Genomic DNA, 24844 nt, shown 5'->3' on the forward strand with positions numbered 1-24844 from the left:
ACGGTGACACCCGGCCCGGCCGCGTCGGGCCGAAGATCTGCCGGATGCGCTAGGCGGCGCTCCAGGAGACGGTCTGCAACGCGGCCAGCGGCATCGCCCAGGGGAAGGCGTGCGTGTGCTGCTCCCCCGTTCCGGGCGGATGCAGAGCGATCACATCGTCGCCGAAGAGCACCGTGACGCCCCACTCGGCCAACCGGGCCACCCCGGCACGAAACGCCGGGTGGCAGGCCATCGCCGCGTTTGTGTACGGCACCGCCACGATGGGGACGCCCTTGCCCTGGGCCTCGACCAACAGCCCGAGCGCCAGGGTGTCGGTGATCCCGGCCGCCCACTTGTTCACAGTGTTGACGGTGGCCGGGCAGACGATCATGGCGTCGGCGGACGGTAACACATCCGGGTCACCGGGATTCTTGTAATGCGTCCGCACCGGATGGCCGGTCTGCCGGATCAGGGCCGGCTGGTCGACGAACTTCGCGCCGTCCGGCGTGGTGATCACGCAGACGTCCCAACCGTCCTGTTGAGCCAGGTCGACCAGACGACCGACGTGCCGGGCCAACGGCGAACCGCAGGCGATGACGTAGAGCACCTCGCGGTGCCCGCTGTTGCGCGCTCCGCCGGCCATCACACCGGCTCCGCGCTCATACCCCTACTCCCATGTGCTCAGCCAACTCCGCTACCGGAGAAGGCGGCGCACCACGTGTGCGACGAAGGATGTCGGACATCACCTCGTGCGCGATCGGCCGGCAGCGGATCTCCGACGGAGCGAGCCGATCACCGAGCAGCAACATCTCGCCGGCGTTCGCCACGTCACCCAGCTGGGCGTACCCGCGGGCGATGTCGAGCAGGTGGTGGGCGCGACGCTCGGGCAGCAACGCGTTGAACGACGGCTCCGCGATGCGCAGCTGGTGCACCTCCACGGCCCGCCCTCCGTCGCCCAGCTCCACAGCGGCGGCAGCCCGGTGCAGTTCGACGTTTGTCGGGCCGAACGACGTCCAGTAGTGGTTGTGGTCGCCGCCGAGCAGCGTGGCGGCCTCCTGCGCGCAGTTGATCAGGTCGTCGACGCTCGCCGAGTCGCCGATGCGGGACGCGGCCATCGCGCCCTGGAGCAGCAGCATGCCGTAGACGGAGAGCCGGGCCGGGGAGACCTCGTTGCTCCCACCCGGTGCCAGCCGGTTGGCGATCTGGACGTTCAGCTCCAGCGCGGGACGGGCCCGCCCCATCGCGACCAGGGCGTTGCACACCCGGGTGGTGGCGATCCCGGCCAGCAGCGGGTCGTCAGCCCGCTGGGCCACCGCCATCGACCGGTCGGCGGCCAACCAGGCGAGCTCGCACTCGCCGAGCTTGCGCAGCACCGAGGAGGCGATCTGGTAGACCTGCCCGAGCAGGTGGGCCGCCTCGGCGGCCTGGTCACCGCCGTACGCGGCGTCGGCCGCCTGGGCGTCGCGCAGCAGCTTCGGCAGCGCCCGGGTGAGCATCCCGTAGCGGCCGTACTGGTAGGTGAGCCAGGCGTGGTTGACGGCCTTGCGCATGTCGCCCATCGGCGGCGGGCACGGCACCGCGTCGAAGTACGCGCTCATCGAGTCGTAGCGTTCCAGCGCCGCCCGGATCTCCTGCACCTCGACCTGGTCGATGCAGTTGAGGGCGTCGGCGCGCCGCTCCGGGTCCCTGCCCATCAGCAGTTGGACATCCATCTGCAGGATGTCGGCGATCTCGTAGAGGACGGAGAACTTGTCCAACCGGCGGACGCCGCGTTCGACCTTGTCCACCCAGCTCTTGGACTTGCCCAGCCGGTCCGCGAAGACCTGTTGCGACATCTTGCGTCGCCCCCGCCAGTAGGCCACTCGCCGGCCTATGGGTAGCTCGTCCATCTCCCCATCCTCCCCTGCCACCGACGACCAATCGAGTCGGGGCGATGTCCGCGGGTGCGGCGACTGCCGTTCACTTTCAGGTTTTGCCTGGTCGCACAGGATGTACGTCAGCCGTACAGCTGGTCCTCGTACTTTTCGTGCAAGTTGCACGGGCCGTTCGTCAACCTCAACGATCGTGGGTTACGGCAGTGACGGTGCTCGACATGCGACCTGGCGAACGCCGGGACCGCCGAGAGGAGTTGGCACACATGTGGGGGAATGTCGGACCGCGCGTCGCCGAACTGTCGCCGTTGGAACGGGTCCGGCTGCGCCGGGTCGCCATCCGTTACGCCGTACACGGTTGGGAGGTCACCCCGGGTGCCTGTCTGGCCCGCAGCCGCTTCGTCTGTGGCCGGGCCGGCTGTCCCACAGTGGGCTGCCACCCCGCCCTGGAGAACTGGGAACTGGCCGCCAGCGCCGACCCGGCCCGGGTGGCGACCTGGTGGCGGAGCCGACCGCACGGGGTGCTGTTGCCCACCGGCCGGGCCTTCGACGTGCTGGAGGTGCCCGCCCACCTTGGCCGGCACGTGCTCGACGCGGTCCAGATCCACCCGGCCGGGACCGGCGTACGCGGGCCGGTGCTGGTCACGCCCACCGGGCGGTGGATGTTCCTGGTCCGCCCCGGCGATCCGCTCCGGCCGGAGTTGGAGCACTGCTTCCACGTCGTCCGGCACGGGCCGGGCTCGTGGATCCCCGCGCCGCCCACCCGGCTGCCGGAGGGCACCGTCCGCTGGGCGGTCGCCCCGGAACAGGCGCGCTGGCAGCTGCCGGACTCGTACCTCGTGCAGAACACGTTGATCGGGGCGCTGCGCGCCGCCGGGGTGACGCTCGCCCCCGACCTGCTCCCCGGTCACCTGCCGCTGCCCCGACGAGGCATGTGAAAGCGGCCCGATCGACGATTCGATCCGGTGCCCGACAGCGTCGCCGAGGCGCTGGTCCTCGTTGACAGGGGGACGGTGCGAACGCGCGCCACGAACGGGGGAACGATGTCCACCAACGACAGAGCGCCTCACCCTGGCGGCACCGAGCCGCCCCGGCGCAGCCACCCAGGACGCCGCTGGGCCGGCACCCGACCGTCCGGCTCCCGCCCCGGCCGTCCACGCCCCACCGGATCCCGCCCAGCCGGCACCCACCGCCCCCTCCGCTAGTCGGTGAGGGGGAGGTCGACGGAGTGGTACTGGCGGGCGTTGTCGGTTATCGCGGCGTGGGTGTGGTCGTTCAGGCGGCCCAGCCAGTTGAGGCCGGGGGTGCCCATGGCGAGGGCGGCGGTGGCGTACGCGTCGGCCAACCCGAGGTCGGTGCCGACCACAGTCACCGAGCGCAGCCCACTGGCCGGCGCGCCCCGGCGCGGGTCCAGCACGTGCCGGCCCCGCTCGTACACCCCGGACGTGGCCACGGCCAGGTCGGTGCCGGTGAGCACCAGGCAGGCCGCCATCGCGTCCCACGGGTGCCGGATGCCGATGCGCCACGGCTCCCCCGACGGTGACAGGCCCCGCACCCGTACGTCGCCGCCGGCGTTCACGCAGTGGTTGACGGCACCGGCGGCGACGAGGCGGTCCGAGGCGACCTGAGCGGCCCAACCCTTGACGAAGCCGGACGGGTCGAGCCGACCGGTGGCGTACGCGTCGAAGAACCCGTCGGTGGCGCCCCACAGGTCGGCGCAGGTCTCCAGCACGTACCGCAGGTCAGCGGACGCCTCGGAGAGCAGCACCTCACCCCTGTCGAAGCGGCACACCTCGCTGTCCGGCTGGTAGGTGCTGAACCGCCCGTCCACCTCGTGCATCCAGGCGAAGACCTCGTCCGCCAGCTCGCGCAGGGTCGCCGGTGGCAGATCGTCGGCGAGGTCCAGGGTGATCGTCGTACCCATGATCTGTTCGACCCGGCACAGCCCGGGTCGGGTCAGCGTGGCCCGCACGTCAGAACGCCTGCTCGATGGCGGAGCGCAGGGACTTCTTGTAGGCGTCGCTGGTCGCTGTGGCACCGGAGACGGTGTTGAGGTTGGCGTTCTGCTTCTGCACCACCTGGCCGCCGCTGCCGTCGTAGGAGCCGCGGACGTCGCCGCTGTGGATGTCGGACTCACCTCCGCTGGGCAGCGACAGCGCGACGGCCTCGACGATCCGGTTGCCGGAGACGACGATCTGCACCTGCACGTACCCGTACTTCTCGGAGCTGTCCTCCGCGTCGAAGCCGGTGCCGGTGATCCTCCGGGTGGTCGACTGGGGCGCCTTGGTGGTGGTCCGCGGAGCGCTGGTGGCCTTCGTCGTCCTGGTGCCCGACGGGCGGGCGGTGGTCTTGCCGGGCTTGGGCGACGTCGACGGCTTGGCGCTTTCCGATGGTGTCGGCGTGCCGCCGGCCGGGTCGGTGCCCGGCGCACCCGCGGCGACGCCAGGTTCGGTGCCCGGCCCGGAGGGGTTGACCGGCTGGGCGGTCGGCAGGTTCTGGGCGACCTGGTTGGTGCCGGGCGAGCCCTTGAACACCACAAGCGCTGTGGTGCTGGCGGCCAGGCCGGTGATCGCGAGGAGCGCGCGACGCATGGGGATGCCCTTCCTACAGCTCGAACGTGGCCAGGTGGATCTGCCGGCGGGGCACGCCGGCCCGCCGCAGTGCCCGCACCGACTGTTCCACCAGACCGGGTGGCCCGCACAGGTAGACGTCGCGCCGGGCCACGTCGGGCACCAGTTGCCGCAGCCCGTCCGGGCTCATCAGCTGGCGGGGGCCGGGGTCGTCGCGGGAGCCGATGACGTACCAGACGGAGGTGTCGCGTTCCTGGGCCAGCCAGTCCAACTCTCGGCTGAGCAGCACGTCGGCCGGTGTGCGGGCCCGGTAGATCAGCGCGGCGCCCGGCGGCAACTCCTCCAGCATGGCCCGGATCGGCGTGATGCCGCTGCCACCGGCGATCAGCAGCGCCCGCTCCCGGAGCCGGTGCGCGGCGGTGAAGGTGCCCGACGGGCCTTCGGCCCAGACCCGGGTGCCCGGTTCCAGGTCGCGCAGGTCGGCGGTGTGGGTGCCGACCACCTTGACGGTGACCCGCAGCCAGCGGCCGTTGGCAGCGGCGGAGACGGAGAACGGGTGCGACTGCCACCAGCAGCCCCGGGTGAGGAACCGCCAGCGGAAGTGTTGGCCGCCGAGCATCGCCAGTCGGCCGAGCCGCTCCCCGGTGAGGTAGATGGAGATGGTGTCGGTGCTCTCGGCGACCACGTCGGCGACCCGCAGCTTGTAGCGCAGGTTGAACGCCAGCGGTGCGATCACGCGGCCCCAGAGCAGGGCGGCGACCACCAGCAGGTAGAGCGCGATCCAGCCGGTGCGCACCGGGCCCGGCCGGTACAGCTGCGCGCCGTGGGTGAACTGGTGGCCGTAGCCGAGCAGCAGGATCAGGTAGCTGGACAGGTGCAGCAGGTGCCACATCTCGTAGGGCAACGCCCGCCGGATCGCCCGGATGCTGGTGAACCCGACAAGCATCATGATGCCGGCGGCGACGAACGCCGAGAGCATGTCCTCGTAGTCGCCGAGCAACGTGCCGACCTCGGCGAAGATCGACTGGTTACGGAGGTCGGCGTAACCGACCAGGATCAGCGACATGTGCGCCAGCACGGTGACCAGCAGGGTGGCACCGATGTCCCGGTGCCAGCGGGCCGTCTGCTCGCCGCCGATCCACCGTTCCAGCACCGGCAGTCGGCTCATCATCAGCACCTGCACCAGCAGCAGGTAGCCGGCGATCAGGCCGGTGATCCGGCCGGCCGCAGTGACGGTGGACGCTGTGGTCCGCAACGATCCGGCGGGAGTGCCCAGCCACCAGGGCAGCACGCTGGCGAGCAGGCCGACCAGGAGCAGCGCGGCCAGCAGCCGTCGGCCGCCAGGCCCGCGCCGGTCCGGGATCTGCGGGGGTACGGGCGCAGCCGACCGGCCGCCGTGCCGGGACGAGGTCCCGGTACGACGGCCGGCGGCGTGGGTGTGCGAATGCGTCACGCGTACAGCTTCATCGGGGCGTACTTCTGGCGGGGGAAGACCTTGTCGACCTCCGCGTTGGTGAGCCCGAACCGGCCCTGCGCCACCGCGCCGTAGACGTTGAACATGTTGTTGTACTCCGGCACGTCACCGGAGTCCAGCTTGTCCAGGCCGTTCCAGGTGCCGAGCAGCGAACCGGCCAGCTTCTTGCCGGAGAGCACTGTGACCACGCCGCCGTGCCCGTGGTCGGTGCCGCCGGTGTTGGAGCCGACCCGACGGCCGAACTCGCTGGACACCATGATCGTCACGTCGGCGGCCTTCGGGCCGAGGTCGGTGAAGAAGGCGGCCATCGCGCTGGCCAGCTCGTTCAGCCGGCGGTACAGCTGGCCGCCCTCGCGGGTGCCCTGGTTCTCGTGGGTGTCGTAGCCGCCCATGCCGACAGTGGCGACCCGCACGTTGGCGCCGCCCTTGATGAGCTGAGCGAGTTGCTGGAACGCGTTGCCGACGCCCTCGTACTTGACGCCCTCGGCGGGCTGGTACGGCTTTGCGGCGAGCTGCTGGGCGGTGGCCAGCGCCCCCATGCCCTCCTTCACTGCCTCCTCGACCGGGTGGTTGATCCCGGTGAAGAGCCCCTTGATGGCCTTCTCGGTGGCGGCGCGGAACCGCTCGTCACCGTTGAGCCGCAGGGAGCCGACGCTGTTCAGTGAGAGCGCGCCGTTGTTGCCGACCAGCGAGCGGGGCAGCGTGCTGCCGACGCCGACGCTGCGGAACGCGGTGCCCTTGCCCAGGTTGTCGACCAGACCGTCGAGCCAACCCCGGCCGCCGGTCTCGTTGGGCAGCCCGCCCAGGTTGCAGGCGTCCGCGGCCTGGAAGTGGCTGCGGGACAGCCGCTCGTCGGAGACCGCCGGGATGAAGCCCAACTGACCGGCCGTGAGCCACTTCTCCAGCGGCTTGAACGCGCTGGTCAGCTTGAAACCGCGGCCCAGGGCCAGCGAGTCGTTGCCGAGCAGCAGGTCGGGGCGGGCCTTGTTGAGCGTCGGGTCGTTGTCCGGCGCGACGAGGCTCAGCCCGTCCAACCCGCCGTAGAGGAAGACGTGGATCAGGGTGCCGGTCTTGGTCGCCGCGAACGACGCCGAGGTGGTGACGAACTGGGCGGTGGCCAGCGCGGTGGCGGTGGCGGCGGCACCGGCGACGAAGGTCCGCCGGGTCACGCCCCGCCCGTCCTGCTGGGCCTCCTCCAGGTTCTCCAGGGTGCGGTACCTGTCGAACTCGGCGGCGTTCTCGGCGGCGACGATGTCCGCCTCGGCGCGCAGCAACGCCTCGGCCGGGTTGTCGGCCAGCCGCCGCACGTCGGGGCATTCGGGGTGCAGGGGGAAAGAGTTGTACACAGTCTTCTCCATCGGGTGCCTCACCGGAGGTGGTGCTGGGGGGAAGCGAGGATCGCCCGCGCGACGGCGGTGATGGCCCCGTTGAACGTGGCGTCGACCTTGGCGGTCGCCGCCACACCGGCCACGCCGAGGATGAGGTTCTTCTCCCGCGTGCTCAACTTCTGGCCCACCAGCCGCTGGGAGAGCGCGTCCACGTACGCCCCGGCCGTCGCCGGCGGCTTGGCGACCAGCTTCTCCGGTGCCGTGTACGTGAAGGTGGTGCGGTAGCCGGCGAGGATCTCGCCCGCCTCGTTCCAGCCGTTGACCATGGCGCCGGCCGAGGTCCAGGCGACGTAGACGTCCGGGTAGCCGTCCGGGGTGGGCTGACCCATTGGGTACTGGCCCAGCTCGCGCATCTTGTCGTGGATCTGGCGCAGCCCTCGGGCGTACGCGGTGCGCTTGCTGTCGCCGTTGTCGTGCTTCGGCGACGCGTCCGGCGAGACGCCCAGGGTGCGGTACGTGGCGACCAGGTACTCCATCGGCCGGCGCACCTTCTGGCCCACACCGGCCCAGAACTCCGAGGAGCAGAACAGCGTCATCAGGACCGGCTTGATCATGCCCTTGTTGGTGGTGTACGTCTTGGCCAGCCGGTCCACGAGGGACTTCGGCGGGGTGTCCGAGACGAACCGGGTGGCGAGGCTCTGCGCCACGTACTTCGCTGTCGACGGGTGCGTCGCGATGTAGGTGATGTACGCGTCGATCGCCGCTTCGGCCTTCTTCGGGTCGGCCGAGTTGTTCGCGTGGGTGAAGCCGAGGATCTTCACCTTGCCGACGTAGTGCTGCTCGGGTCGGAAGACGTACTTGCCCTTGTCGTCGACACCGCGGCCGGTCTGCAACATGGCGGCCTGCCGGACGTCCGGCTCCTTGTAGCCGCCGTCGACGCCGACCGAGTAGAGCTCGAGGTTCTCCCGGGCGAGGTTCTCGTTGATCGCGTCCTTGCGGGAGTCCTTCTGGTTCAGGTAGATCAGCAGCGCCGGGTGCTTGTTCGCGGCGACCAGCATCTCCGGGTAGCTGCCCAGCGCGTGCTTGCGCACGACGTCCTGGTCGAACGAGTTGCGGTACACCTCGCCGCCGTCGAAGTCGGCCGCGACGTGCAGGAAGTCGTTCCAGAAGTCGACCATCACCTCGAACAGCTGGCGCTTGGACCAGATCTGCCGGGCGATGGTGGCGTCGACCATCTCCCGCTCCGGATTGGCGCCCTGCTCGTTGAGCTTGTCCCGCTGGTCGCGCAACTGCTGCACGGAGAGCTTCTGGGTCGGCAGCTCGGCGAGCTTCAGCTCGCCCTTGCTCGGCTCCAACTTGTCCGGGTCCAGTTGGGCGCGGATCCAGGCGTCCATGCCCTCGCGCTTGATGTCGGCGACCACCGCGGGCGTCACGCCGAAGGTGGCGCGCCGGGCCAGGTGCAGGATGGGGTCCTTGGCCAGCACCGTCTTCACTGTCACCTTGGTCGCCGCCGCGGCGGCGGCCGGTCCGGAGAAGGTCCGCCCACCGGCCGGCGCGTTCTTCTTCAGCGCCTCACCGGCCCGGGAGCCCATGTAGCTCTCGTTCTGCTCGGTGTAGGTACGCACCGTGCTGGGCTGCTGGCCGCTGGGCCGCGCCGCGGTGCCGTCGGTCACCGTGCTGCCGGTCGCGTCGCCAGCCGCCGCCTCGTCGCCGAAGAGGCCACGGAACTGCGGGGTCATGGCGAGCGCGGCGCCACCGGCGACGACGGCGGCGGTGCCACCGAGGGCCACCATCGCCTTACGTCGGCCGACCTTGCGACCCGACTCGTCGTCATCGTCGAGGGTGGGCAGTCCGGTGCCGGCCGGTCGCGCCGGGGCCGGGCGGCCAAGGCCCTCCGGGCCGACCCACTGCGGACCGCGCGGGGCGGGCGCGGGCTGCCCGGCGTACTGCTCACGCGGGTCGGCCTGCGCGGCGTAGCCGCCCTGGTGGGGGTGGGGTGAGTCGTAGCCGTAGGGCGCGGGCGTGTGGGGGTCGCCGTAGCCGTCAGCGCTGGGGTGCTGGTGTCCGTCCCAACCGCGGTCGTCCCGCGGTCGACGTGGTGGCACATTCTGGTCGGCCATGTACCAATCCCGATTTCTGATGAGCGCCGAAAACTGCTACCGGGCAGGTGCGGCAGGTGCGGCGACTGTTGCCTGAGGGGGTTGCTACGGCAAGGTAACTAAGGCCCCGGGGCCCTTCAAGGTGGCCGGAACCCACCCGTGAGGGCACTTAAGACAGCGCTCAGCGCGACGTCGGCGGCGGGCGGTGCGGCGGGCTGACCCGCAGACCTTCCCAGCAGGGCGTACGCGCGGCAGCCGAGCACGGATCGGACCACGCTGCCGTACCCGACACTTTCGGCGCCGTTCACCACCAAAGGCAAACTTAAGGTCCAGGTAAGCCCGACATGAAACGCGCTCGCGTGGGGGAAAAGTAGCAGCAGCGGGCGAGCGTGAGCCGCCATCGCAGCGGGTATGCCGCCGAACCGCTGAACGCGTGAGGGGAAGGCAGCGCCATGCTCAGCAAAGAGGATCAGCGCAGATTCGACCAGATCACCCGTCAGCTCCGGGAAAGTGACCCGGCATTCTTCAACCGGCTGGACCACCGGGCCCGGGCCCGCAGGGGCCGCTATCTGATGTTGTTGACCATCGTGCTGTGGGCGTCGCTGCCGGCGATAGCCGTGTTCGCCGGTCGACTGACCGGCGCGATCTGCGCGGTGGTGCTGGTGGCCAACGCGGCGATCATGTGGCGGTTCCGCCGCCGCTGGACGTGACTGCTCGACCGCTCGACGGGGCGGCTGCACCGGTGGACGTGACGGCTCACCGGTCGGCCGGTCCGAACGCCCGGTACGCGCGGCGCAACCGTTCCAGCAGTCCCGGCCCACCGATGGCCGGGGCCGGCGCGCCGAGCTGGCGCAGCAGCAGGTCGGTGCCGGTCACCAGTCGGGGCGGCCGATCCGGCAACGGCACCGGCGCTGACCAGAACCGGTCCGCCGTCTCCGCCAGCGGCGTCGCCGACAGTCCGGTGAGCGCGCGGGCGGCGCCGACCGGCGCGGGAGCGTCCACTGTCGACACCAGACCGTCCGGTTCGGACGGTGGGGCGACCGGCGGGGTGGCACCCGTGGTCGCGGCGCGCCGGGCGCGGAGCGCGTCGAGCAACTCCGCGCGGGACCGGCCGCGCCAGTGCAGCAGCTCGAACGGGTCCGCGTCGAACGCCTCGGCCAGCAGGTAGAACGTCGCCGCGAGGTGCTTGCACGGCACCGCGAAGTCGGGGCAGTTGCAGTGCTGGGTCAGCTCGTCCACGGCGGCCGGGAAGAGCGGCGCGCCGGCGGCGGCGAACAGCTCCTCCAACTCGTCGGGGAGGTCCCCGGCGAGCAGCCGGGCGCTGAAGAACGCCTGCCCGGCCAGCTCGTCCTCGATTCGGGACCAGAGCGCCGCCGGAAACGGCTTCAGCGCGATCGACACCTGGTACGGCTGCGGCCGGGAGCCCTGCACCACAGCGCTGACCCGTCCGGGTCCGATGTCGAGGGTGAGCACCTGACCGGCCCGCGCGTACGACCGGCCCCGGGTCAACCGGGTGCCGAGCGCGAACGACTCCAACACCTCCAGGAAACGCCGCGACCACCAGGACCGGCCGATCGCGCCCCGGGCGCTGCGCGCCCGCAGACCCCCGTCGACCCGACGGGGGCGCCCGTAGTCGGAAAAGTCAGTGCTCACGTCGGCGCTCCGCTGCACTTCGCTCGCTCACTCCACCACCGCGCCGGCTTCCAGGGCGAACAGGTCCCGCAACTGGCCGGTGGACAACTCGGTGATCCACTGCTCGCCGGTGCCGACCACCCGCTCGGCGAGGCTGCGCTTGTCGGCGATCAGCGCGGCCACCTTCTCCTCGACGGTGCCGGCGCAGACGAACTTGCGGACCTGCACCCGTCGGCGCTGTCCGATCCGGAACGCCCGGTCGGTGGCCTGGTCCTCGACCGCCGGGTTCCACCACCGGTCCACGTGCACCACGTGGTTCGCGGCGGTCAGGGTCAGCCCGGTGCCGCCGGCCTTGAGGGACAGGACGAACAGCGGCGGACCCTCCGCCGACTGGAAGCGCTGCACCAGGGCGTCCCGCTCGGCCTTGCCGAGACCACCGTGCAGGAACAGCACCTCCCGGCCGAACCGCGCCGACAGGTGACCGCGCAGCATCGCACCGAACTCGGCGTACTGGGTGAAGAGCAGCGCCCGCTCCCCCGCCGCCAACACCTCCTCGAGGATCTCGGTGAGCCGGGCCAGCTTGCCGGACCGGCCCTCCAGCGGCGAACCGTCGCGCAGCAGCTGGGCGGGGTGGTTGCAGACCTGCTTGAGTCGGGTCATGGTGGCCAGCACCAGGCCGCGTCGCTCGATGCCGTCGCTGGTCTCGATCCGGGCGAGCATGTCGTCGACCACCACCCGGTACAGCGCTGCCTGCTCGGCGGTGAGGTTGCAGAGCACCTCCATCTCCAGCTTCTCCGGCAGATCCGAGATGATCGACGAGTCGGTCTTGAGTCGGCGCAACACGAACGGGCCGGTGATCCGGCGTAGCCGCTCGGCGGCCTCGGCGTCACCGTGCCGCTCGATCGGCTCGGCGAACCGCTTGCGGAACGTCGCCGCCGGCCCGAGCAGACCCGGGTTGGCGAACTGCATGATCGACCAGAGGTCGGCGAGGCGGTTCTCCACCGGCGTACCGGTCACCGCCACCCGCTGCCGGGCGGGCAGCGCGCGAACCGCCTCGGCCTGCCGGGTCGACGCGTTCTTTATCGCCTGCGCCTCGTCCACCACCACCCGGTGCCAGTCGATGCCGGCCAGGTCGGCGGCGTCGCGGGCGGCCACCGAGTAGGTGGTGAGGACCAGGTCCGCGCCGTGCGCGGCCGCCGTGAACTCCGCCCCCCGCGCCCGCTCGGCACCATGGTGTACGTGCACCCGCAGCTCCGGGGTGAACCGCGCCGCCTCCCGCTGCCAGTTGCCGACCAGCGACATCGGACAGACCAGCAGTGTCGGCCCGGCCTCCGGCGGGTCTCCGGCGAGCAGCGCGAGCAGTTGCACGGTCTTGCCCAGCCCCATGTCGTCGGCGAGCACACCACCCAGGCCGAGTGAGCGCAGGAAGGCCAGCCAGGCCAGTCCGCGCTGCTGGTACGGCCGCAGCGTCCCCTGGAAGCTGGGGGGCGGGTCCAACGGGGTGAGCCGCCGCTCGACCGCGCCGGCGAGCAGGTCGCCCAGCGCCCCGTCGGCGGTCACCTCCAGCACCGGCAGCGCGCCGGTGGCGTCGCCGTCGGCCAGCCCGAGGCGGAGCAGGTCGGCGACGGTCAACTCGCCGGCGGAGCGGAGCAGCCGCAGACCGGCGGCGAGCCGCCCCGGGTCCAGCTCCACCCACCGGCCGCGCAGCCGTACCAGCGGGGTCTTCATCTCGGCCAGCGCCGCCAACTCCTCGGCGGAGAGCGGCTGGTCACCGAGCGCGATCTCCCAGCGGTAGTCGACCAGGGCGTCCAGACCGACCCCGGCATCGGCGCCACCCACCGTGCCCGGCGCGGTGCGGCTGCGCGCCCGCAACCGGGCGCCCAGTCGCGCTGACGGACGCTGCCACCAGGACGGCAGCAGCACCCCGAAACCGGCCGCGTGCAGCACCGGGGCGCCCGCGCTGAGGAACCGGTGCGCCCCGTCGACGTCGAGTTCCATCGCCTCCGGGGCGGCGGTACGCAGTGCGGCATCCAGGTCCGGCCAGAGCCGGCTGGCCCGGCCCAGCTCGGCGAGGAGTGTCTCCTGCGGGCTGGTGGTCCGGCCGGCCAGGCCGCCGAGCGTCTGTGGCGCCCGCCAGATCTCCGCGGCGTCGACGTGCAGGCCGGGCTCGTCCGCGGCCTGCAACCCGAACTCCAGCCGCCAGCGCCCGCCACCGGCCGACTCGACCGGCACCGGCGAGCTGTCGACGGGCACCGGCCGGGTGGCCAGGATCGGTTCGGTGACCTCGTCGGGGGCCGGTTCCACCAGGCGGAAACCGGCCCGCACCGGGCCACCGGCGGCGTCGCGCTGCCACGCGTCCAGTTCGGCGGCGAGGGTGGTCAGCCCGGAGGGGTCGATGGTGAAGTTCCGCTGCGGGCCGGCGAGCGCGGCCAACCAGGCCGGTGCCGGACCACCCGGGCGCAGCCCTCGGGCCAGCGTGGTGGTCGCCAGCGCTGCCCGCGCGGCGGCGTCGGTCAGCGCGTCGAGCGCGTCCGCGACCAGTGCGGCGGCGGTCAGCTCGGTAGCGGTCAGCTGGGTACCGGTCAGCTCGGTAGCGGGCGGCAGGACGGCGGCTCGGGCGGCGGGTGGCAGGGCCAGCGCCAGCGACCGCGCCCAAGCGGCGTCGGTGCCGGTCAGCAGCGGACGCCACACCGCCTGCGCGGCAACGCCCGACGCCGCCGTCGCGCCAGCGCCGGGCGTCTCGTCGCCCGTGGACGTGCGCACGCCGGGGAGGACGCGGCCACGGGTCACCAGGTCGGCGGCGAAGTCGGCCAGCTCGGCGAGGTGCCGCACTGTGGCCCCGGGCACCGCCGGGATGTCGTCCAGGGCTTGGAGCAGCGACAGGGCGTCGTCCGGGGCGTACACCAGAATGGGGACCCGCCACCTGGCCAGGGTGAGCCGACCGCGGGCCGCAGGTGCGACGGTGGTCCGGATCAGCTCGGGTGAGTCGGTCGGCGCGCCCGCCAGGGTGGGCAGCGTGAGCAGCGCGGTGTCCGGCCGGGTCGGCTCGGCAGCATCGGCGAGGACGGCGGCCAGGTCGCTGTGCCCGGCGGCGAAGGGGTGCGGGCGTTCCCGGGCCGTGCGGCCCGAACGCGGAGTGGGAATCGGCGCGGTGCTGTCCTCGGCCCAGACGGCGAGGCCGCCGGTCGAGCTGTCACCAGGCAACCACAGCCCGTGGATGACCAGCACCTGCTCCCCCTACTCGCCGCCCGCCCCCACAATAGGCGGCCCGGCTGGCCAGGCCCCCGCACCCATCGCCCACCTGCGCAATCTTGCAGTGCGTGTCGACGATCTGCGAATAATGTGCCTTTTGTCGCCGCAGAAAGTGCACGATCGCGGGGCTGGAGGTGGGAGCGGCAACGGTCTAGCGTCGGCGTTGTGGTCGATCTGCTGGTTCTCGGCGGGCTTGGGGTGGACGTGCGGGTCCGGGTGCCCGCGCTGCCGTTACCGGCTGCCGATTCCCACACCGTCGAACCGATCGAGCTGCGGATCGGCAACACCGGCGCCGGGGTGGCGTTGGCCGCCCGGGCGCTCGGCCTGCGGGTGCTGATGGTCGACACCCTCGGTGCGGATCCGGCCGGTGAGCTGGTCCAGACGGCGTTGACCCGGGCCGGCGTGCCGGCGCTGCTGGCCGAGCACCGGGCCGGCACCCGCCGGTCGGTGAACCTGGTGGACCCGGGCGGGCGGCGCACCTCGCTGTACGACCCGCGCCCATGGCAGGGCGCCCCACCCTTTCCCGCCACCGAGTTGGCCGCACTGGTCCGCGACGCCCGGCACGTACACCTTTCGATCATGGATTGGGCGGTGCCGTTGCTGCCCGCCGTGCGGGCTGCCGTTCCGGCGGGCGTGGCGCTCTCCACCGACCTGCACGACTGGGACGGCGAGAACACCTACCATCGGCCGTTCGCCGAGGTCGCCGACCTGGTCCTGCTGAGCGGGGTGCGGGTGGGCGACCGGGCCGCGTCGCTCGCCGGCACGCTGGCGCCGCGGACGGTGGTGGTGACCCACGGAGCGGACGGCGCGAACCTGTACCCGGGCGACGGCACGACGGTGCCGGTGCCGCCCGCCGAGCCGGGAAAGCCGGTGGTGGACAGCAACGGGGCCGGCGACGCCTTCGCGGCCGGGCTGATCGCCGGCCGGCTACGCGGCGAGCCACTGGCACGTGCCGCGCAATATGCGGCGCGGGTCGCCGCCGCGGCGTGCACCCACGACGGCATGGAGTATCCGCAGGGCCTGCTGCCCACCATCTGACAGCCGACAGCCCGGGGTTCAGAGCGCGCCACACTCGCCGTCGGTCAGTTCGCGCAGGATGTCGGCGTGGCCCGCGTGCCGGGCCGTCTCCTCGATCATGTGCACCAGAATCCAGCGCACCGACACCTCGCCGAGCTGCGGGTGCGGCACCACGTGGTCGAGGTCGACGCTCGCGGCGACCTCCCGGGAACGGGCGCAGGCCCGCTCGTACGCCGCGATGAGCCCCGCCACGGTCTCCTGATCGCCGAGCGTGAAGCTGGCGACAGCGTCCTCCTCCGAGGTCAGGTAGACGTCGCCGGGTTCAGGGGCCAGCAGGGTCGGGAACCAGTTCCGCTCGACCAGGGTCAGGTGCTTGACCAGCCCGGCGAGCGTGGTCGCCGAGGGCACCAGCCGGCGGCGGGCGTCGGCGTCGGCGAGACCGCGCAGTTTGCGCAGCAGCACCGCCCGGTGGAAGTCGAGGAACGAGGTCAGGACGGCGCGCTCGTCGCCGGTGCGGGCGAGCACCGGACCGAGCGTCGGATCGATCGTCTGCTCCATCCGCCGACCGTAGCCACGAGTCGAGTCCCCCGCTGCCCCGCTATCCGCTGCGGGCGGGCGCTACGCCCGGCAGGATGGGCGCATGGCTTCATCCGTGCAGATCCTTCTCGTCGGCGGCACGGCGGACGGGCAGACCATCACCGTCGAACTGGACAGCAACGGCCGTCCACCGCTGACCCACCACCACCTCGGCTCCGGTGGGCTGGCCGACGCGCAGATCTACGAGTTGGAGACCGCCCGCGAGGACGCCCACGAGTGGCGCTACCGGTGGACCGGCCCAGCGGTGTGACCGCCCGCTCAGACCCGGGTGAGGGCCTGGCTGCGCAAGCTCTCCAACACGCCACGGGTGACCTCCGAGGTGCCCCGCGCCTGATCGCACACCTCCGCCACCCGTCGTGCGGTGGCCTCGGCGCGTTCCTCACGCTCGTCCCACAGGCGGTCAACCTCTGCCAGCAGCGGCCCCTCGACCTCGCGTTCCACGCCGCGTAGCGCCGGCACACCGAGCCGTTGGGCCAGGTCGAAGACCTTGCCGGCGTACGGCAGGGGCAGGAACGGCGTACCGACCATCGCCGCGAAGATCAGGAAGTGCAGGCGCATGCCGACGGCCAGGTCGAAGTGACGCATCAGCCCCAACACCTGCTGCGGAGAGTAGGTGCCGTGCAGGATCCGACCCCGCTCGGCGGCGACCATGTGCGACAGCACCCCGTGCGAGTGCCGGATGTCGTCGCGCTCCATCGGCACGAACAACACGTACGCGTCGATCCGGTGCACCAGGAAGTCACCGATCTGGGCCAGCAGCCGGTGGTAACCATCCACGTCGAGGCGTTCGGCGGCCCGGCCGGGCTCCCGCACGCTTATCCCGACCAACCGCTTGCCGACCGGCACGCCCTCCTCGGCCAGCAGGTGGGCCGGGAACTCCGCCGGTTGCAGGAGGAACGCCGGGTCCGCGGTGACAGTGATCGGGTTCAGCAGGCCGGCCTCCTCCAGCACCATCCGGGACTCCTGGTCCCGGACGGTCACCTGGGTCGCGCTGGAGAGCGTTTCCCGAACCATGCCGGTGTCCACCCCGTCGCTGAGCGGCCCGACCCCCACCGCGTACGTGATCAGCGGCAGGCCCCGCTCCTGGGCGACCCGGACCACCCGCAGGTAGCGGCGGGCCTCCCGGTCGTAGAGGATGCCGCCGCCGCCCAGGATGAGCAGGTCGAGCTGGGCCAGGACCAGGGCCGAGTCGGTACGGCTCACGCCCTCCCAGGGCACCGCTTCGACGTCCGGGTGGGCGGCCCGGGTGTGCTCGGGGTTCCGGGAGAAGACGATGATCCGGGCGTTCGGTTCCTGCGTACGCAGATCGGTGAGCAGGCCGGTGAGGATCGCCTCGTCGCCGAGGTTTCGCCCACCGTACGAGCCGAGCACACCGATGGTCAGTCCGGCGCCGTGCGTCATCCGTCGCTCCTCCCCAGGTGCGGTTCGCGCCGGTTTCCCGCTGGGCAGGTGAACAGTCCTGCCGAAGGGACCGCTCCCCTGGGCGGCAGCCGACCGCAGTTCAGTTCGCCGGGGTGAGGCGCTTCGCCATTTGCTGCGAGGTGACCTCGAACCCCAGACTGCGGTAGAGGCCGATCGCCACGGTGTTCGTACCGAAGACGTTCAGACCAAGCTCGGGTACGCCGAGCTGGGCGAGTTCGGCCTCGATGAGCTGGATCATCCGCCGCGCGTACCCGCGTCCCCGGTGCTCCTCGTGCACCTCGATGTTGTGGATCCAGGCACGTTCGGAGCCAGCGGTGGTCGTCGCGCCGGGCAGGGTCACCCAGATCCAGCCGACCTCGGTGTCGCCGACCCGGCCCACCCGCAACAACGCCCCCTCGGTGGCCACGCCCGCCGGCAGCGACTCCCGGATCTGGTCCACCGACCGCTCAAGGGCCGCCTCCGGACTCATTCCCCGGTGCGCCACCAGGTCCTCGGCGTACCCCTGCTCCAGCGGCCCCAACAACCGGTCCAGCTCCGGCGCCGTCATCGGCGTCAGCGTCAACTCCACAGTGCCTCTCCCCTCGTCGTCGCCAGCGGGTAGTGCAGCAGAACCGGCCCGGACGCGCCAACCGTTTCCCCATTGGCGGCAGACGGGTCGGCAGCGCTCGGCGACCCGGTCAGGGTGCCGGCGGCGTCGACTCCAGCAGGCGGGCCAGTTGCGCCAGGTCGCGCAGGAGCAGGTCGCCGTCGAGCCCCTTCAGCGCGGCGGTCATCGCCCCGGCCGCCCGCCCGGCCCGCAGGCCAACCTCGGCGTCCTCGACGACCAGGCACCGCGCCACGGGTACGCCCAGCAGCGCCGCGCCCCGCAGATAGCCCTCCGGATCCGGTTTGCCGACCCTGACGTCCTCCACCGTGACGAGCACCGGCGGCTTGATGCCGGCGGCACCGAGCCGGGCCTCGGCTAGCCGCGCGTCGGCGCTTGTCACCACCGCCCAGGGCAACCCCAACCGGGTCAGCACGTTCAGCAGCTCGTGCGCGCCGGGGGTGGCCGTCACGTCGGACAGGTCGTCGTACTGCAACGAGAGCTGCCGGGCCGCTGCGGCGGCGACCGCGCTGTCGTCGAGCGCGGGCAGCACCCGGCGGATGGTCCGGTCGGCGGGGCTGCCGTGCGCGATCGCCAGCGCCGCCGCCGGGTCGACGGCGTACTCGGCGGCCCACCGCTCCCAGGCCCGCTCGACGGCGGCGTCGGAGTCGACGAGGGTGCCATCCATGTCGAACAGCACCGCGCCAATGCCTGCCAGCTCCACCAGCACACTCCCCTCGCAGGTTGACGCGGCCACCCTCCCCCACCTCGCAAGATCCGCGCAACTTCGGTGATCCCGCTGTTCCGTCGCCTGATGAGGCAGCAGGACCGTTGCGCGGATCTTGGGTGTCGGCAGAGGCTCGGCAGGCCGTCGCGGGTCGCGGGTATCGGACCTGGAGATCGGAGCGAGGGGTCCGATAGCCGCCAGACGGAAGGTCGGCGCGGCCAGATGATCGTTTGCATGACGACGACACTCAACGACAAGGTGGCGCTGGTGACCGGGGGTTCCCGGGGCATCGGGGCCGGCATCGCCCTGCGTCTGGCACAGGACGGGGCCGACGTGGCGCTGACCTACCGGCAGGACGCCGAGCGGGCCGCGACAGTGGTGAAGCAGATCGAGGCGCTGGGCCGGCGGGCGCTGGCCATCCAGGCGGACGGCGCCGACCCGGCCGCTGTGCAGGGCGCGGTCGACCGGGCGGCCGCCGAACTGGGTCGGCTGGACATCCTGGTGAACAACGCCGCGGTGTTCACGGTCGGGGCCATGGACGAGCTTGGCTCGGCGGAAGTGGAGCAGACGGTCGCCGTCAACATCCGGGCACCGTACGTCGCCGCGCGGGCGGCGCTGCGGCACCTGGGCGAGGGCGGACGGATCATCAGCATCGGCAGCAACGTCGGTGAACGGGCGGTCTTTCCCGGGCTGACGCTCTACGCGATGAGCAAGACCGCTCTCGTCGGGCTGACCCGGGGTCTGGCCCGTGAGCTGGGCCCCCGAGCCATCACCGTCAACCTGGTCAACCCCGGGCCAACGGACACCGACGCCAACCCGGCGGACGGACCGAACGCGGCAGCGATCCACGGATTCACCGCCGTCGGCCGGTACGCTCGCCCGGCCGATATCGCGGCCACCGTCGCGCACCTGGCCAGCCCCGAGGCCGGCTACGTGACCGGTGCGGTGTTCAACGTGGACGGCGGCTTCACCAGCTGAGGAGCCCGGGCGGTGCCGCCGCGCCATCCGGCGCCGCCCGGGCTCAACCATCTCCTGGGTGGGGGGCGTTTTACGCGGGTGGTTCGGCAGCGGTGCAGGGTGGGCGCGGCAGGTTTCGAACCTGCGACCCCCCGCTTGTAAGGCGGGTGCTCTCCCACTGAGCTACGCGCCCGGATCGCCCGTGTGGCGGGCCGGTGGCTGGCAAGCTTACCTGCCCGCCACCGACCCGGGCGCACGGCGTACCCGGTCAGCTGGTCGCTTCGGCGATGGCCTTGCGCCAGCGCTGCTGGTCGCGGGCCTCGCCCGGGCCGTTCATCTCGGCGAAGCGGACCACGCCGGTCTTGTCGATGACGAAGGTGCCCCGGTTGGCGAAGCCGGCCACCTCGTTGAAGACCCCGTACGCCTGGGCGACGGCGCCGTGCGGCCAGAAGTCGGCCAGCATCGGGAACTGGTAGCCCTCACGGTCGGCCCAGATCTTGTGGCTGTAGGCCGAGTCGACGCTGATGGTCAGCACCTGGACGTCGTCGTTCACGTACTCGCCGAGGTTGTCTCGCATCTCACCCAGCTCGCCCTGGCAGGTGCCGGTGAAGGCGAGCGGGTAGAAGACCAGCAGGACGGTGCGCCTGCCCCGGAAGTCCGAGAGTCGGACCTCCTGGTTGTTCTGGTCCTTGAGCACGAAGTCGGGTGCCTCGGCGCCAGCCTCGATGGGCATGCGAACTCTCCTCGCTGCTCGGCCTCGCCAGCGACGGCGTCGGGTCGGGTGAACGGCGTCAGCCTGCTACCCGGCGGTGGGCGGACCGTCGGGCGAGCGAGAGTGGCGCCGGCTACTTCTTGGCCTTGGCCCCTCGGCGCAGCACCAGACGTGCGCCGCTCCAGTCCCGGCCGGCGTTGACGGTCGAGGTCTGCTGAAGGCCTGCGGTGGGCGCGGACTCCGCGACCTCGCTCGGCTCGACGTGCCCCTCGCGCCCCGCCTTCGGGGTGAGCAGCCACACGACGCCGTTGTCGGCCAGCGGGCCGAGGGCATCGACGAGCAGCTCGAAAAGGTCACCGTCGCCGTCCCGGTACCAGACCAGCACCGCGTCGACCACCTCGTCGGTGTCCTCGTCGACCAGATCTCCACAGCGGTCGGTCAGGGCGTCTCGGAGATCCTGGTCGACGTCGTCGTCGTACCCCATCTCCATGACGACCATCCCCGGTTCGATTCCGAACCGGTCCGCCAGGCTGCGTACCCCGTCGGCGGCCTGACCAGCGGTCGCGCTCACTGTCGCGTGCCTCCTCATCTCGTCCCTGCTCGCGGCGTCGGTGCGACGCCGTCAGGCAAAGTCCACACAGTTGTTGGTCTGCGCGCAAGTGGCGCACCGGGTGGAACGGAATTTACCGTGCCAGCAGCGTACGGGCACCGTCGGTAATGGCTTCCGCGGAGACCAGTACGTGACGTGCTGCCGGACCTAATGGTACAAACGAGTCAACTCCCGCCACTCGACGCGCGGCACCTACATATCCGGCGTCGACAAGCGCGGCGATCACCCCCTCGCCGACCCCGCCGGAGCGGCGCGTCTCGTCCACCACCAGCACCCGGCCGGTCGCCGAGGACTCCCGGATGATGTCGGCCACCGGCAGCGGGGCGAGCCAGCGCAGATCCACCACGCGGGTGCCCACCCCCTCCTCGGCGAGGACGGCCGCGGCCCGCAGCGACATCCGTACCCCGTTACCGAACGTGATGATGGTGAGGTCGTCCGCCGAGCCGACCCGGTAGACCCGGGCCCGCCCGATCGGCACATGCCCGGCCACCCACGCGCCCGGCTCCGGATAGCCGGCCAACCACTCTCCGTCACCATCCGCGTACAGGTCGCGGGTGTGGTAGAGCGCGATCGGTTCCAGGAACACGCAGACACTGCCGTCCACCGCCGCGCTCGCCAGACAGGTCCGCAGCATGGGCGCGGCATCGTCCGGCCGCGCCGGCACCGCGATCACCAGACCGGGCACATCCCGGAGTACGGCCACCGAGTTGTCGTTGTGGAAGTGCCCGCCGAACCCCTCCTGGTACGCCAGGCCCGCCACCCGCACCACCATCGGGTTGCGGAACGCCCCCTGGGAGAAGAACCGCATGGTGGCCGCCTCACCGCGCAGCTGGTCCTCGGCGTTGTGCAGGTACGCCAGGTACTGGATCTCCGGCACCGGCAGCATCCCGGCCAGCCCGGCACCCAGGCCCAGCCCGAGCACCGACGTCTCGTCGAGCAGGGTGTCGAAGACCCGGGCCGCCCCGAACCGGTCGCGCAACCCCTTCGTCACCCCGTACACGCCGCCCTTCGCGGCCACGTCCTCCCCGAAGATCGCCATCTGCGGGTGGTCGAGCATCCCGTCGGCGAGTGCGGCGTTGATGCTCTGCGCCAGCGTCATCGGCCCGGCCAGCTCCGGCGGCTTTCCGCCGAACGCCTCCGCCCGGGCGCCCGCCCCCGGCCCGCTGGCCCGCGCCGCGGCGTCGGCCACCGCCCGCGCCACCCGCACCGGACGGCGGGGTGCCAGCGCCGACACCACGTCGGCCGCGGACGTCAGCTTCGGCTCGCCCAGCACCTCCTCGGCCAGCCGGCGTATCTGCCAGCCGGTCTCGTCGTACCGGGCCAGCAGCTCCTCGCCGGTCGCCACGCCGGCGTCGACGAGCAGCCGCGCGGTGGCGGCCACCGGGTCCCGGTCCAGGTCCTCGGCCAGCTCGGCGGGGCTCCGGTACGCCGACTCCGCGTCCGCCCCGGCGTGCCCCATCAACCGCACGGCGCGCAGGTGCAGCACGGCCGGCCGCCGGTTGCGGCGTACCCAGGCCGCGGCCTCCGCCGCCACCGCGTACGTCCGCACCGGGTCGACCCCGTCCGCGCTGAAGTAGCGGATGCCCGGCTTCGCCCGCAGGGTCGCCTCGACCCAGCCCTCCGGGGAGCGGACGCTGATGCCCAGCCCGTTGTCCTCACAGACGAAGAGCACCGGGATCCGCAGCCCGGCGTGGTCGTACCACCCGGCGGTGTTGAAGGCGGCGGTGGCGCTGGCGTGGTTGACCGAAGCGTCGCCGAAGGAGCAGACCACTATCGCGTCCGGTGGCCAGGGGGCGTGCGCGGCACCAGCGCCGCTGCCGACCCGCACCCCGGCGCCGGTACGCCGTCCGGCGCTGTCCAACCGGCGCAGCCGCTCCACTGCCAGTCCCATCCCCACCGCGCGGGGCAGGTGCGAAGCGATTGTGGAGGTGGTCGGCACGATGGCCAGGTCGGCCCGGCCGAACACCTTGTGCCGGCCCCCGGCGATCGGCTCAAGGCTGGACGCGACCATCCCGCGCAGCACGTCCCGGGCCGCGTCGGCGTACGCGGCGAACCCGCTGGCGGCCATGCTCGCCGAGGTCGGTTCGGTGCCGGACGGCTCCGATTCGGACACCTCACGATCGGCGGCCGGCTCGGGGCCACGGGCCGATGCCCCGTCGGCGGTCGACTCGGTGCCGGCTGACGACTCGGAGCCGGCGGTGAGCGTCGAGTCGGCGGCCCGTACCGGGTCTGCGGCCAACGGCGACTCGGCTGCCAACGGCGAGTCGGCGGCGGCCTGGGCGGCACGGAGGCAGTAGAAGGCGCCCGAGCGGTAGTGCAGCAGCGCCGGATCGGTGGGGCGCAGCGCCGCGGCGACCGCGGCGTTGCCCTCGTGGCCGGCCGAGCCGATCGTGTAGAAACCCTCCCCGAAGCTGCGCAACCAACGGCCGGCCAGGTCGAGTTGTCGGCTGGTCACCTGCGCGTCGAACAGGTCCAGCACCTGCGCGCCGGTCAGTGGGGCGTCGTCGGTGACGGGGTCAGCGGGGTCACGCCGCCGCTCGGCGGCAGGCAGCGCCGCCAGCGTCTCCCGGAACCGGTCGTCGAGATCTTGCGGGGTGGTCACGTCGGACAGCATTACCGACGGAAGCCCTGCTCGCCCAGTGGGACACGGCCGGCGGGGGTGCGCTCACTCCGGCTCGAAGGACTCCGGACAACCGCCGTCGGACACCTTCCAGACCAGGTCACGAAGGGTGCTCAGCTCCTCGTCGCTCAGCCCGGACAGGAGTCGGGAGTCGGACATCATCTCGATCACCCGGGCTCGCACGACCCGGCCCTCCCCGGTCACCAGCAGCGTCTTCTGCCGCCGGTCCGTCGGGTCGGTGCGGCGCTCGACAAGCCCGGCCTGCTCCAGTTTGTCGACCAGCACCGTCACGTTCGACCGGTCACAACCCAGCTGACCGGCGAGGTCACGGGCCGGCAGCGGGTGGTTTGGGTCCAACTCGTACAGCGCCCGGGCAGCCGCCGGGGTGAGCCCCAACTCGGCGAACGCGGAACCCTGCCGGTGTCGCAGCGCGTCGGTGACGTGCGCCATCCGCCGCACCACGTCGGCGGCGAGACCGGCCCGATCCACCGGCCCGCCCACCGCGGAACCCACCCGCCGCGTCACGACCACATCCTACGCAGCACACCCATCCAGCCCGCTCAACGTCCAGCCCAACCACGCCCCGCTGGCGCCGATCGTGCGGTTTCGGTTGCCGGCATGAGTGGGGGTGCCCGCTATGCGGGGACAGCTAGTGCGAGATCGCCGAGAAGTGGCGGGGGCGGACGGGCGGTCAGCCGGGGAGGAAGGAGAAGCGGACCTGGCGGGTTGGGTTGTCGCCGTTGGTGTCGACGAGGCAGATCGACTGCCAGGTGCCCAGCGCCAGCCGGCCGCCGAGCACCGGCAGCGTGGCGTACGGCGGGATGAACGCCGGCAGCACGTGGTCGCGCCCGTGGCCGGGCGATCCGTGTCGGTGCCGCCAGCGGTCCTCGGCGGGGAGCAGGTCGGCCAGCGCGCTGAGCAGGTCGTCGTCAGAGCCCGACCCGGTCTCGATGATCGCCAGACCGGCGGTGGCGTGCGGCACGAAGACGTGCAGCAGGCCGTCGCCCTCGCCCGAGACGAACTGCTGGGCCTCCGCGGTGATGTCCCGGACGGTCGGCCGGGACCCGGTCTGGACGGTGATCACGTCGCTGCGCATACGTCGCATTCTGCCGCAGGGTGAGGTCAGGAGCCGCCACCGCCGCCGGAGTCGCCGCCGCCGGACCAGCCGCCGCCGGAGTCACCGCACGCTCAGCCGGGCCGCGCGGATCGTGTCCAGCAGCAGGGCCGCGCCGAGCGCTGCCACCAGGGCGCCGATGGCCACCAGCCCCACCATCGGCAGGCTGCCGGCGGCGAGGGCGACCGCACCGATGACCAAGCCGACCGCACCGACAACGATCATGCTCGCAGCGACAGCGACATGGCGTCCGTTCATGGTGGTGACGGTAGGAGTGACG

Annotated in this window: 24 protein-coding genes and 1 tRNA gene; 5 read left to right on the forward strand and 20 right to left on the reverse strand. The window is 72.1% G+C overall.

The features are described 5' to 3' along the window. Nucleotides 1-49: 49 nt before the first annotated feature. Both ABZU74_RS13620 and ABZU74_RS13625 read right to left on the reverse strand, forming a co-directional pair. A complete protein-coding gene (locus ABZU74_RS13620; RefSeq protein WP_355422544.1) occupies nt 50-622 on the reverse strand; it encodes a flavoprotein in 573 nt (190 codons plus the stop codon). A 16-nt stretch (nt 623-638) separates the two neighbouring features. Beyond that, nucleotides 639-1868 (reverse strand): helix-turn-helix domain-containing protein, encoded by a 1230-nt coding sequence (locus ABZU74_RS13625; protein ID WP_355422546.1) that lies wholly within the window; start codon nt 1866-1868, stop codon nt 639-641. A 248-nt stretch (nt 1869-2116) separates the two neighbouring features. Here ABZU74_RS13625 and ABZU74_RS13630 point away from each other — a divergent pair, with 248 nt between their 5' ends. Further along, the gene (locus ABZU74_RS13630; protein ID WP_354972126.1) at nt 2117-2788 is read left to right on the forward strand and encodes a bifunctional DNA primase/polymerase; all 672 of its coding nucleotides are present in this window, start codon (nt 2117-2119) and stop codon (nt 2786-2788) included. A 263-nt stretch (nt 2789-3051) separates the two neighbouring features. Here ABZU74_RS13630 and ABZU74_RS13635 read toward each other — a convergent pair whose 3' ends face one another. From ABZU74_RS13635 to ABZU74_RS13655, 5 genes are read right to left on the reverse strand one after another with little or no spacing between them, the layout of a single operon-like run. Further along, nucleotides 3052-3774: an FAD:protein FMN transferase gene (locus ABZU74_RS13635; RefSeq protein ID WP_355422920.1), complete on the reverse strand. Its 723-nt coding sequence runs from the start codon at nt 3772-3774 to the stop codon at nt 3052-3054. 49 nt (nt 3775-3823) lie between these two features. Beyond that, on the reverse strand, nt 3824-4441 hold the full coding sequence (locus ABZU74_RS13640) for an FMN-binding protein (RefSeq protein ID WP_355422549.1): 618 nt from the start codon (nt 4439-4441) through the stop codon (nt 3824-3826). Nucleotides 4442-4454: 13 nt separating this feature from the next. Beyond that, a complete protein-coding gene (locus tag ABZU74_RS13645; RefSeq protein WP_355422551.1) occupies nt 4455-5873 on the reverse strand; it encodes a ferredoxin reductase family protein in 1419 nt (472 codons plus the stop codon). Continuing rightward, the gene (locus ABZU74_RS13650) at nt 5870-7252 is read right to left on the reverse strand and encodes a DUF1501 domain-containing protein (RefSeq protein ID WP_355422554.1); all 1383 of its coding nucleotides are present in this window, start codon (nt 7250-7252) and stop codon (nt 5870-5872) included. The genes ABZU74_RS13645 and ABZU74_RS13650 overlap by 4 nt, the downstream gene beginning before the upstream one ends. A gap of 8 nt (nt 7253-7260) precedes the next feature. Next, on the reverse strand, nt 7261-9342 hold the full coding sequence (locus tag ABZU74_RS13655; protein WP_355422557.1) for a DUF1800 domain-containing protein: 2082 nt from the start codon (nt 9340-9342) through the stop codon (nt 7261-7263). Nucleotides 9343-9773: 431 nt separating this feature from the next. Between ABZU74_RS13655 and ABZU74_RS13660 the strand changes: the two genes are divergently transcribed. Then, nucleotides 9774-10031, forward strand: a complete 258-nt coding sequence (locus ABZU74_RS13660) for a DUF3040 domain-containing protein (protein WP_091409372.1) — start codon at nt 9774-9776, stop codon at nt 10029-10031. Between the two features lie 46 nt (nt 10032-10077). On the opposite strand, the gene ABZU74_RS13665 is transcribed toward ABZU74_RS13660, so the two are convergent. Together ABZU74_RS13665 and ABZU74_RS13670 are read right to left on the reverse strand one after the other, a co-directional pair. After that, complete coding sequence (locus ABZU74_RS13665) at nt 10078-10974, reverse strand: SWIM zinc finger family protein (protein WP_355422560.1); 897 nt, start codon at nt 10972-10974, stop codon at nt 10078-10080. Nucleotides 10975-11001: 27 nt separating this feature from the next. Further along, entirely contained in the window at nt 11002-14181 is a 3180-nt protein-coding gene (locus tag ABZU74_RS13670) for a DEAD/DEAH box helicase (protein ID WP_355422564.1), read from the reverse strand. Between the two features lie 189 nt (nt 14182-14370). On the opposite strand from ABZU74_RS13670, the gene ABZU74_RS13675 reads away from it, so the two are divergent. Next, complete coding sequence (locus ABZU74_RS13675) at nt 14371-15243, forward strand: carbohydrate kinase family protein (protein ID WP_355422567.1); 873 nt, start codon at nt 14371-14373, stop codon at nt 15241-15243. 18 nt (nt 15244-15261) lie between these two features. Here the strand turns inward: ABZU74_RS13675 and ABZU74_RS13680 are convergent, their stop codons facing one another. After that, nucleotides 15262-15780, reverse strand: a complete 519-nt coding sequence (locus tag ABZU74_RS13680; RefSeq protein ID WP_355422570.1) for a DinB family protein — start codon at nt 15778-15780, stop codon at nt 15262-15264. Between the two features lie 82 nt (nt 15781-15862). Here ABZU74_RS13680 and ABZU74_RS13685 point away from each other — a divergent pair, with 82 nt between their 5' ends. Further along, nucleotides 15863-16069, forward strand: coding sequence for a hypothetical protein (locus tag ABZU74_RS13685; protein ID WP_355422573.1), 207 nt, complete (start codon nt 15863-15865; stop codon nt 16067-16069). Between the two features lie 8 nt (nt 16070-16077). Here the strand turns inward: ABZU74_RS13685 and ABZU74_RS13690 are convergent, their stop codons facing one another. From ABZU74_RS13690 to ABZU74_RS13700, 3 genes are all read right to left on the reverse strand, one after another. Beyond that, entirely contained in the window at nt 16078-17220 is a 1143-nt protein-coding gene (locus tag ABZU74_RS13690; RefSeq protein WP_355422576.1) for a polysaccharide pyruvyl transferase family protein, read from the reverse strand. Nucleotides 17221-17320: 100 nt separating this feature from the next. Then, nucleotides 17321-17809, reverse strand: a complete 489-nt coding sequence (locus tag ABZU74_RS13695; protein ID WP_355422579.1) for a GNAT family N-acetyltransferase — start codon at nt 17807-17809, stop codon at nt 17321-17323. A 109-nt stretch (nt 17810-17918) separates the two neighbouring features. Continuing rightward, nucleotides 17919-18581, reverse strand: coding sequence for an HAD-IA family hydrolase (locus tag ABZU74_RS13700; protein ID WP_355422582.1), 663 nt, complete (start codon nt 18579-18581; stop codon nt 17919-17921). A gap of 204 nt (nt 18582-18785) precedes the next feature. On the opposite strand from ABZU74_RS13700, the gene ABZU74_RS13705 reads away from it, so the two are divergent. Further along, a complete protein-coding gene (locus ABZU74_RS13705; RefSeq protein ID WP_355422585.1) occupies nt 18786-19529 on the forward strand; it encodes an SDR family oxidoreductase in 744 nt (247 codons plus the stop codon). A 100-nt stretch (nt 19530-19629) separates the two neighbouring features. On the opposite strand, the gene ABZU74_RS13710 is transcribed toward ABZU74_RS13705, so the two are convergent. The 7 genes from ABZU74_RS13710 to ABZU74_RS13740 all read right to left on the reverse strand — a co-directional run bounded on the left by ABZU74_RS13710 (nt 19630) and on the right by ABZU74_RS13740 (nt 24822). Continuing rightward, a tRNA-Val gene (locus tag ABZU74_RS13710) sits at nt 19630-19701 on the reverse strand. A gap of 75 nt (nt 19702-19776) precedes the next feature. Beyond that, nucleotides 19777-20241: a peroxiredoxin gene (locus ABZU74_RS13715; protein ID WP_355422588.1), complete on the reverse strand. Its 465-nt coding sequence runs from the start codon at nt 20239-20241 to the stop codon at nt 19777-19779. A gap of 112 nt (nt 20242-20353) precedes the next feature. After that, a complete protein-coding gene (locus tag ABZU74_RS13720) occupies nt 20354-20791 on the reverse strand; it encodes a DUF3052 domain-containing protein (protein ID WP_030330240.1) in 438 nt (145 codons plus the stop codon). Nucleotides 20792-20903: 112 nt separating this feature from the next. After that, complete coding sequence (locus ABZU74_RS13725; protein ID WP_355422591.1) at nt 20904-23444, reverse strand: thiamine pyrophosphate-dependent enzyme; 2541 nt, start codon at nt 23442-23444, stop codon at nt 20904-20906. A gap of 51 nt (nt 23445-23495) precedes the next feature. Further along, a complete protein-coding gene (locus ABZU74_RS13730; RefSeq protein WP_355422923.1) occupies nt 23496-23900 on the reverse strand; it encodes a MarR family winged helix-turn-helix transcriptional regulator in 405 nt (134 codons plus the stop codon). A gap of 241 nt (nt 23901-24141) precedes the next feature. Beyond that, the gene (locus ABZU74_RS13735; protein WP_355422594.1) at nt 24142-24546 is read right to left on the reverse strand and encodes a YjbQ family protein; all 405 of its coding nucleotides are present in this window, start codon (nt 24544-24546) and stop codon (nt 24142-24144) included. Between the two features lie 81 nt (nt 24547-24627). After that, a complete protein-coding gene (locus tag ABZU74_RS13740) occupies nt 24628-24822 on the reverse strand; it encodes a hypothetical protein (protein ID WP_355422597.1) in 195 nt (64 codons plus the stop codon). Nucleotides 24823-24844: the final 22 nt, after the last annotated feature.

This window comes from Micromonospora sp. NPDC005171, from assembly GCF_040608575.1.
Taxonomy (GTDB): domain Bacteria; phylum Actinomycetota; class Actinomycetes; order Mycobacteriales; family Micromonosporaceae; genus Micromonospora.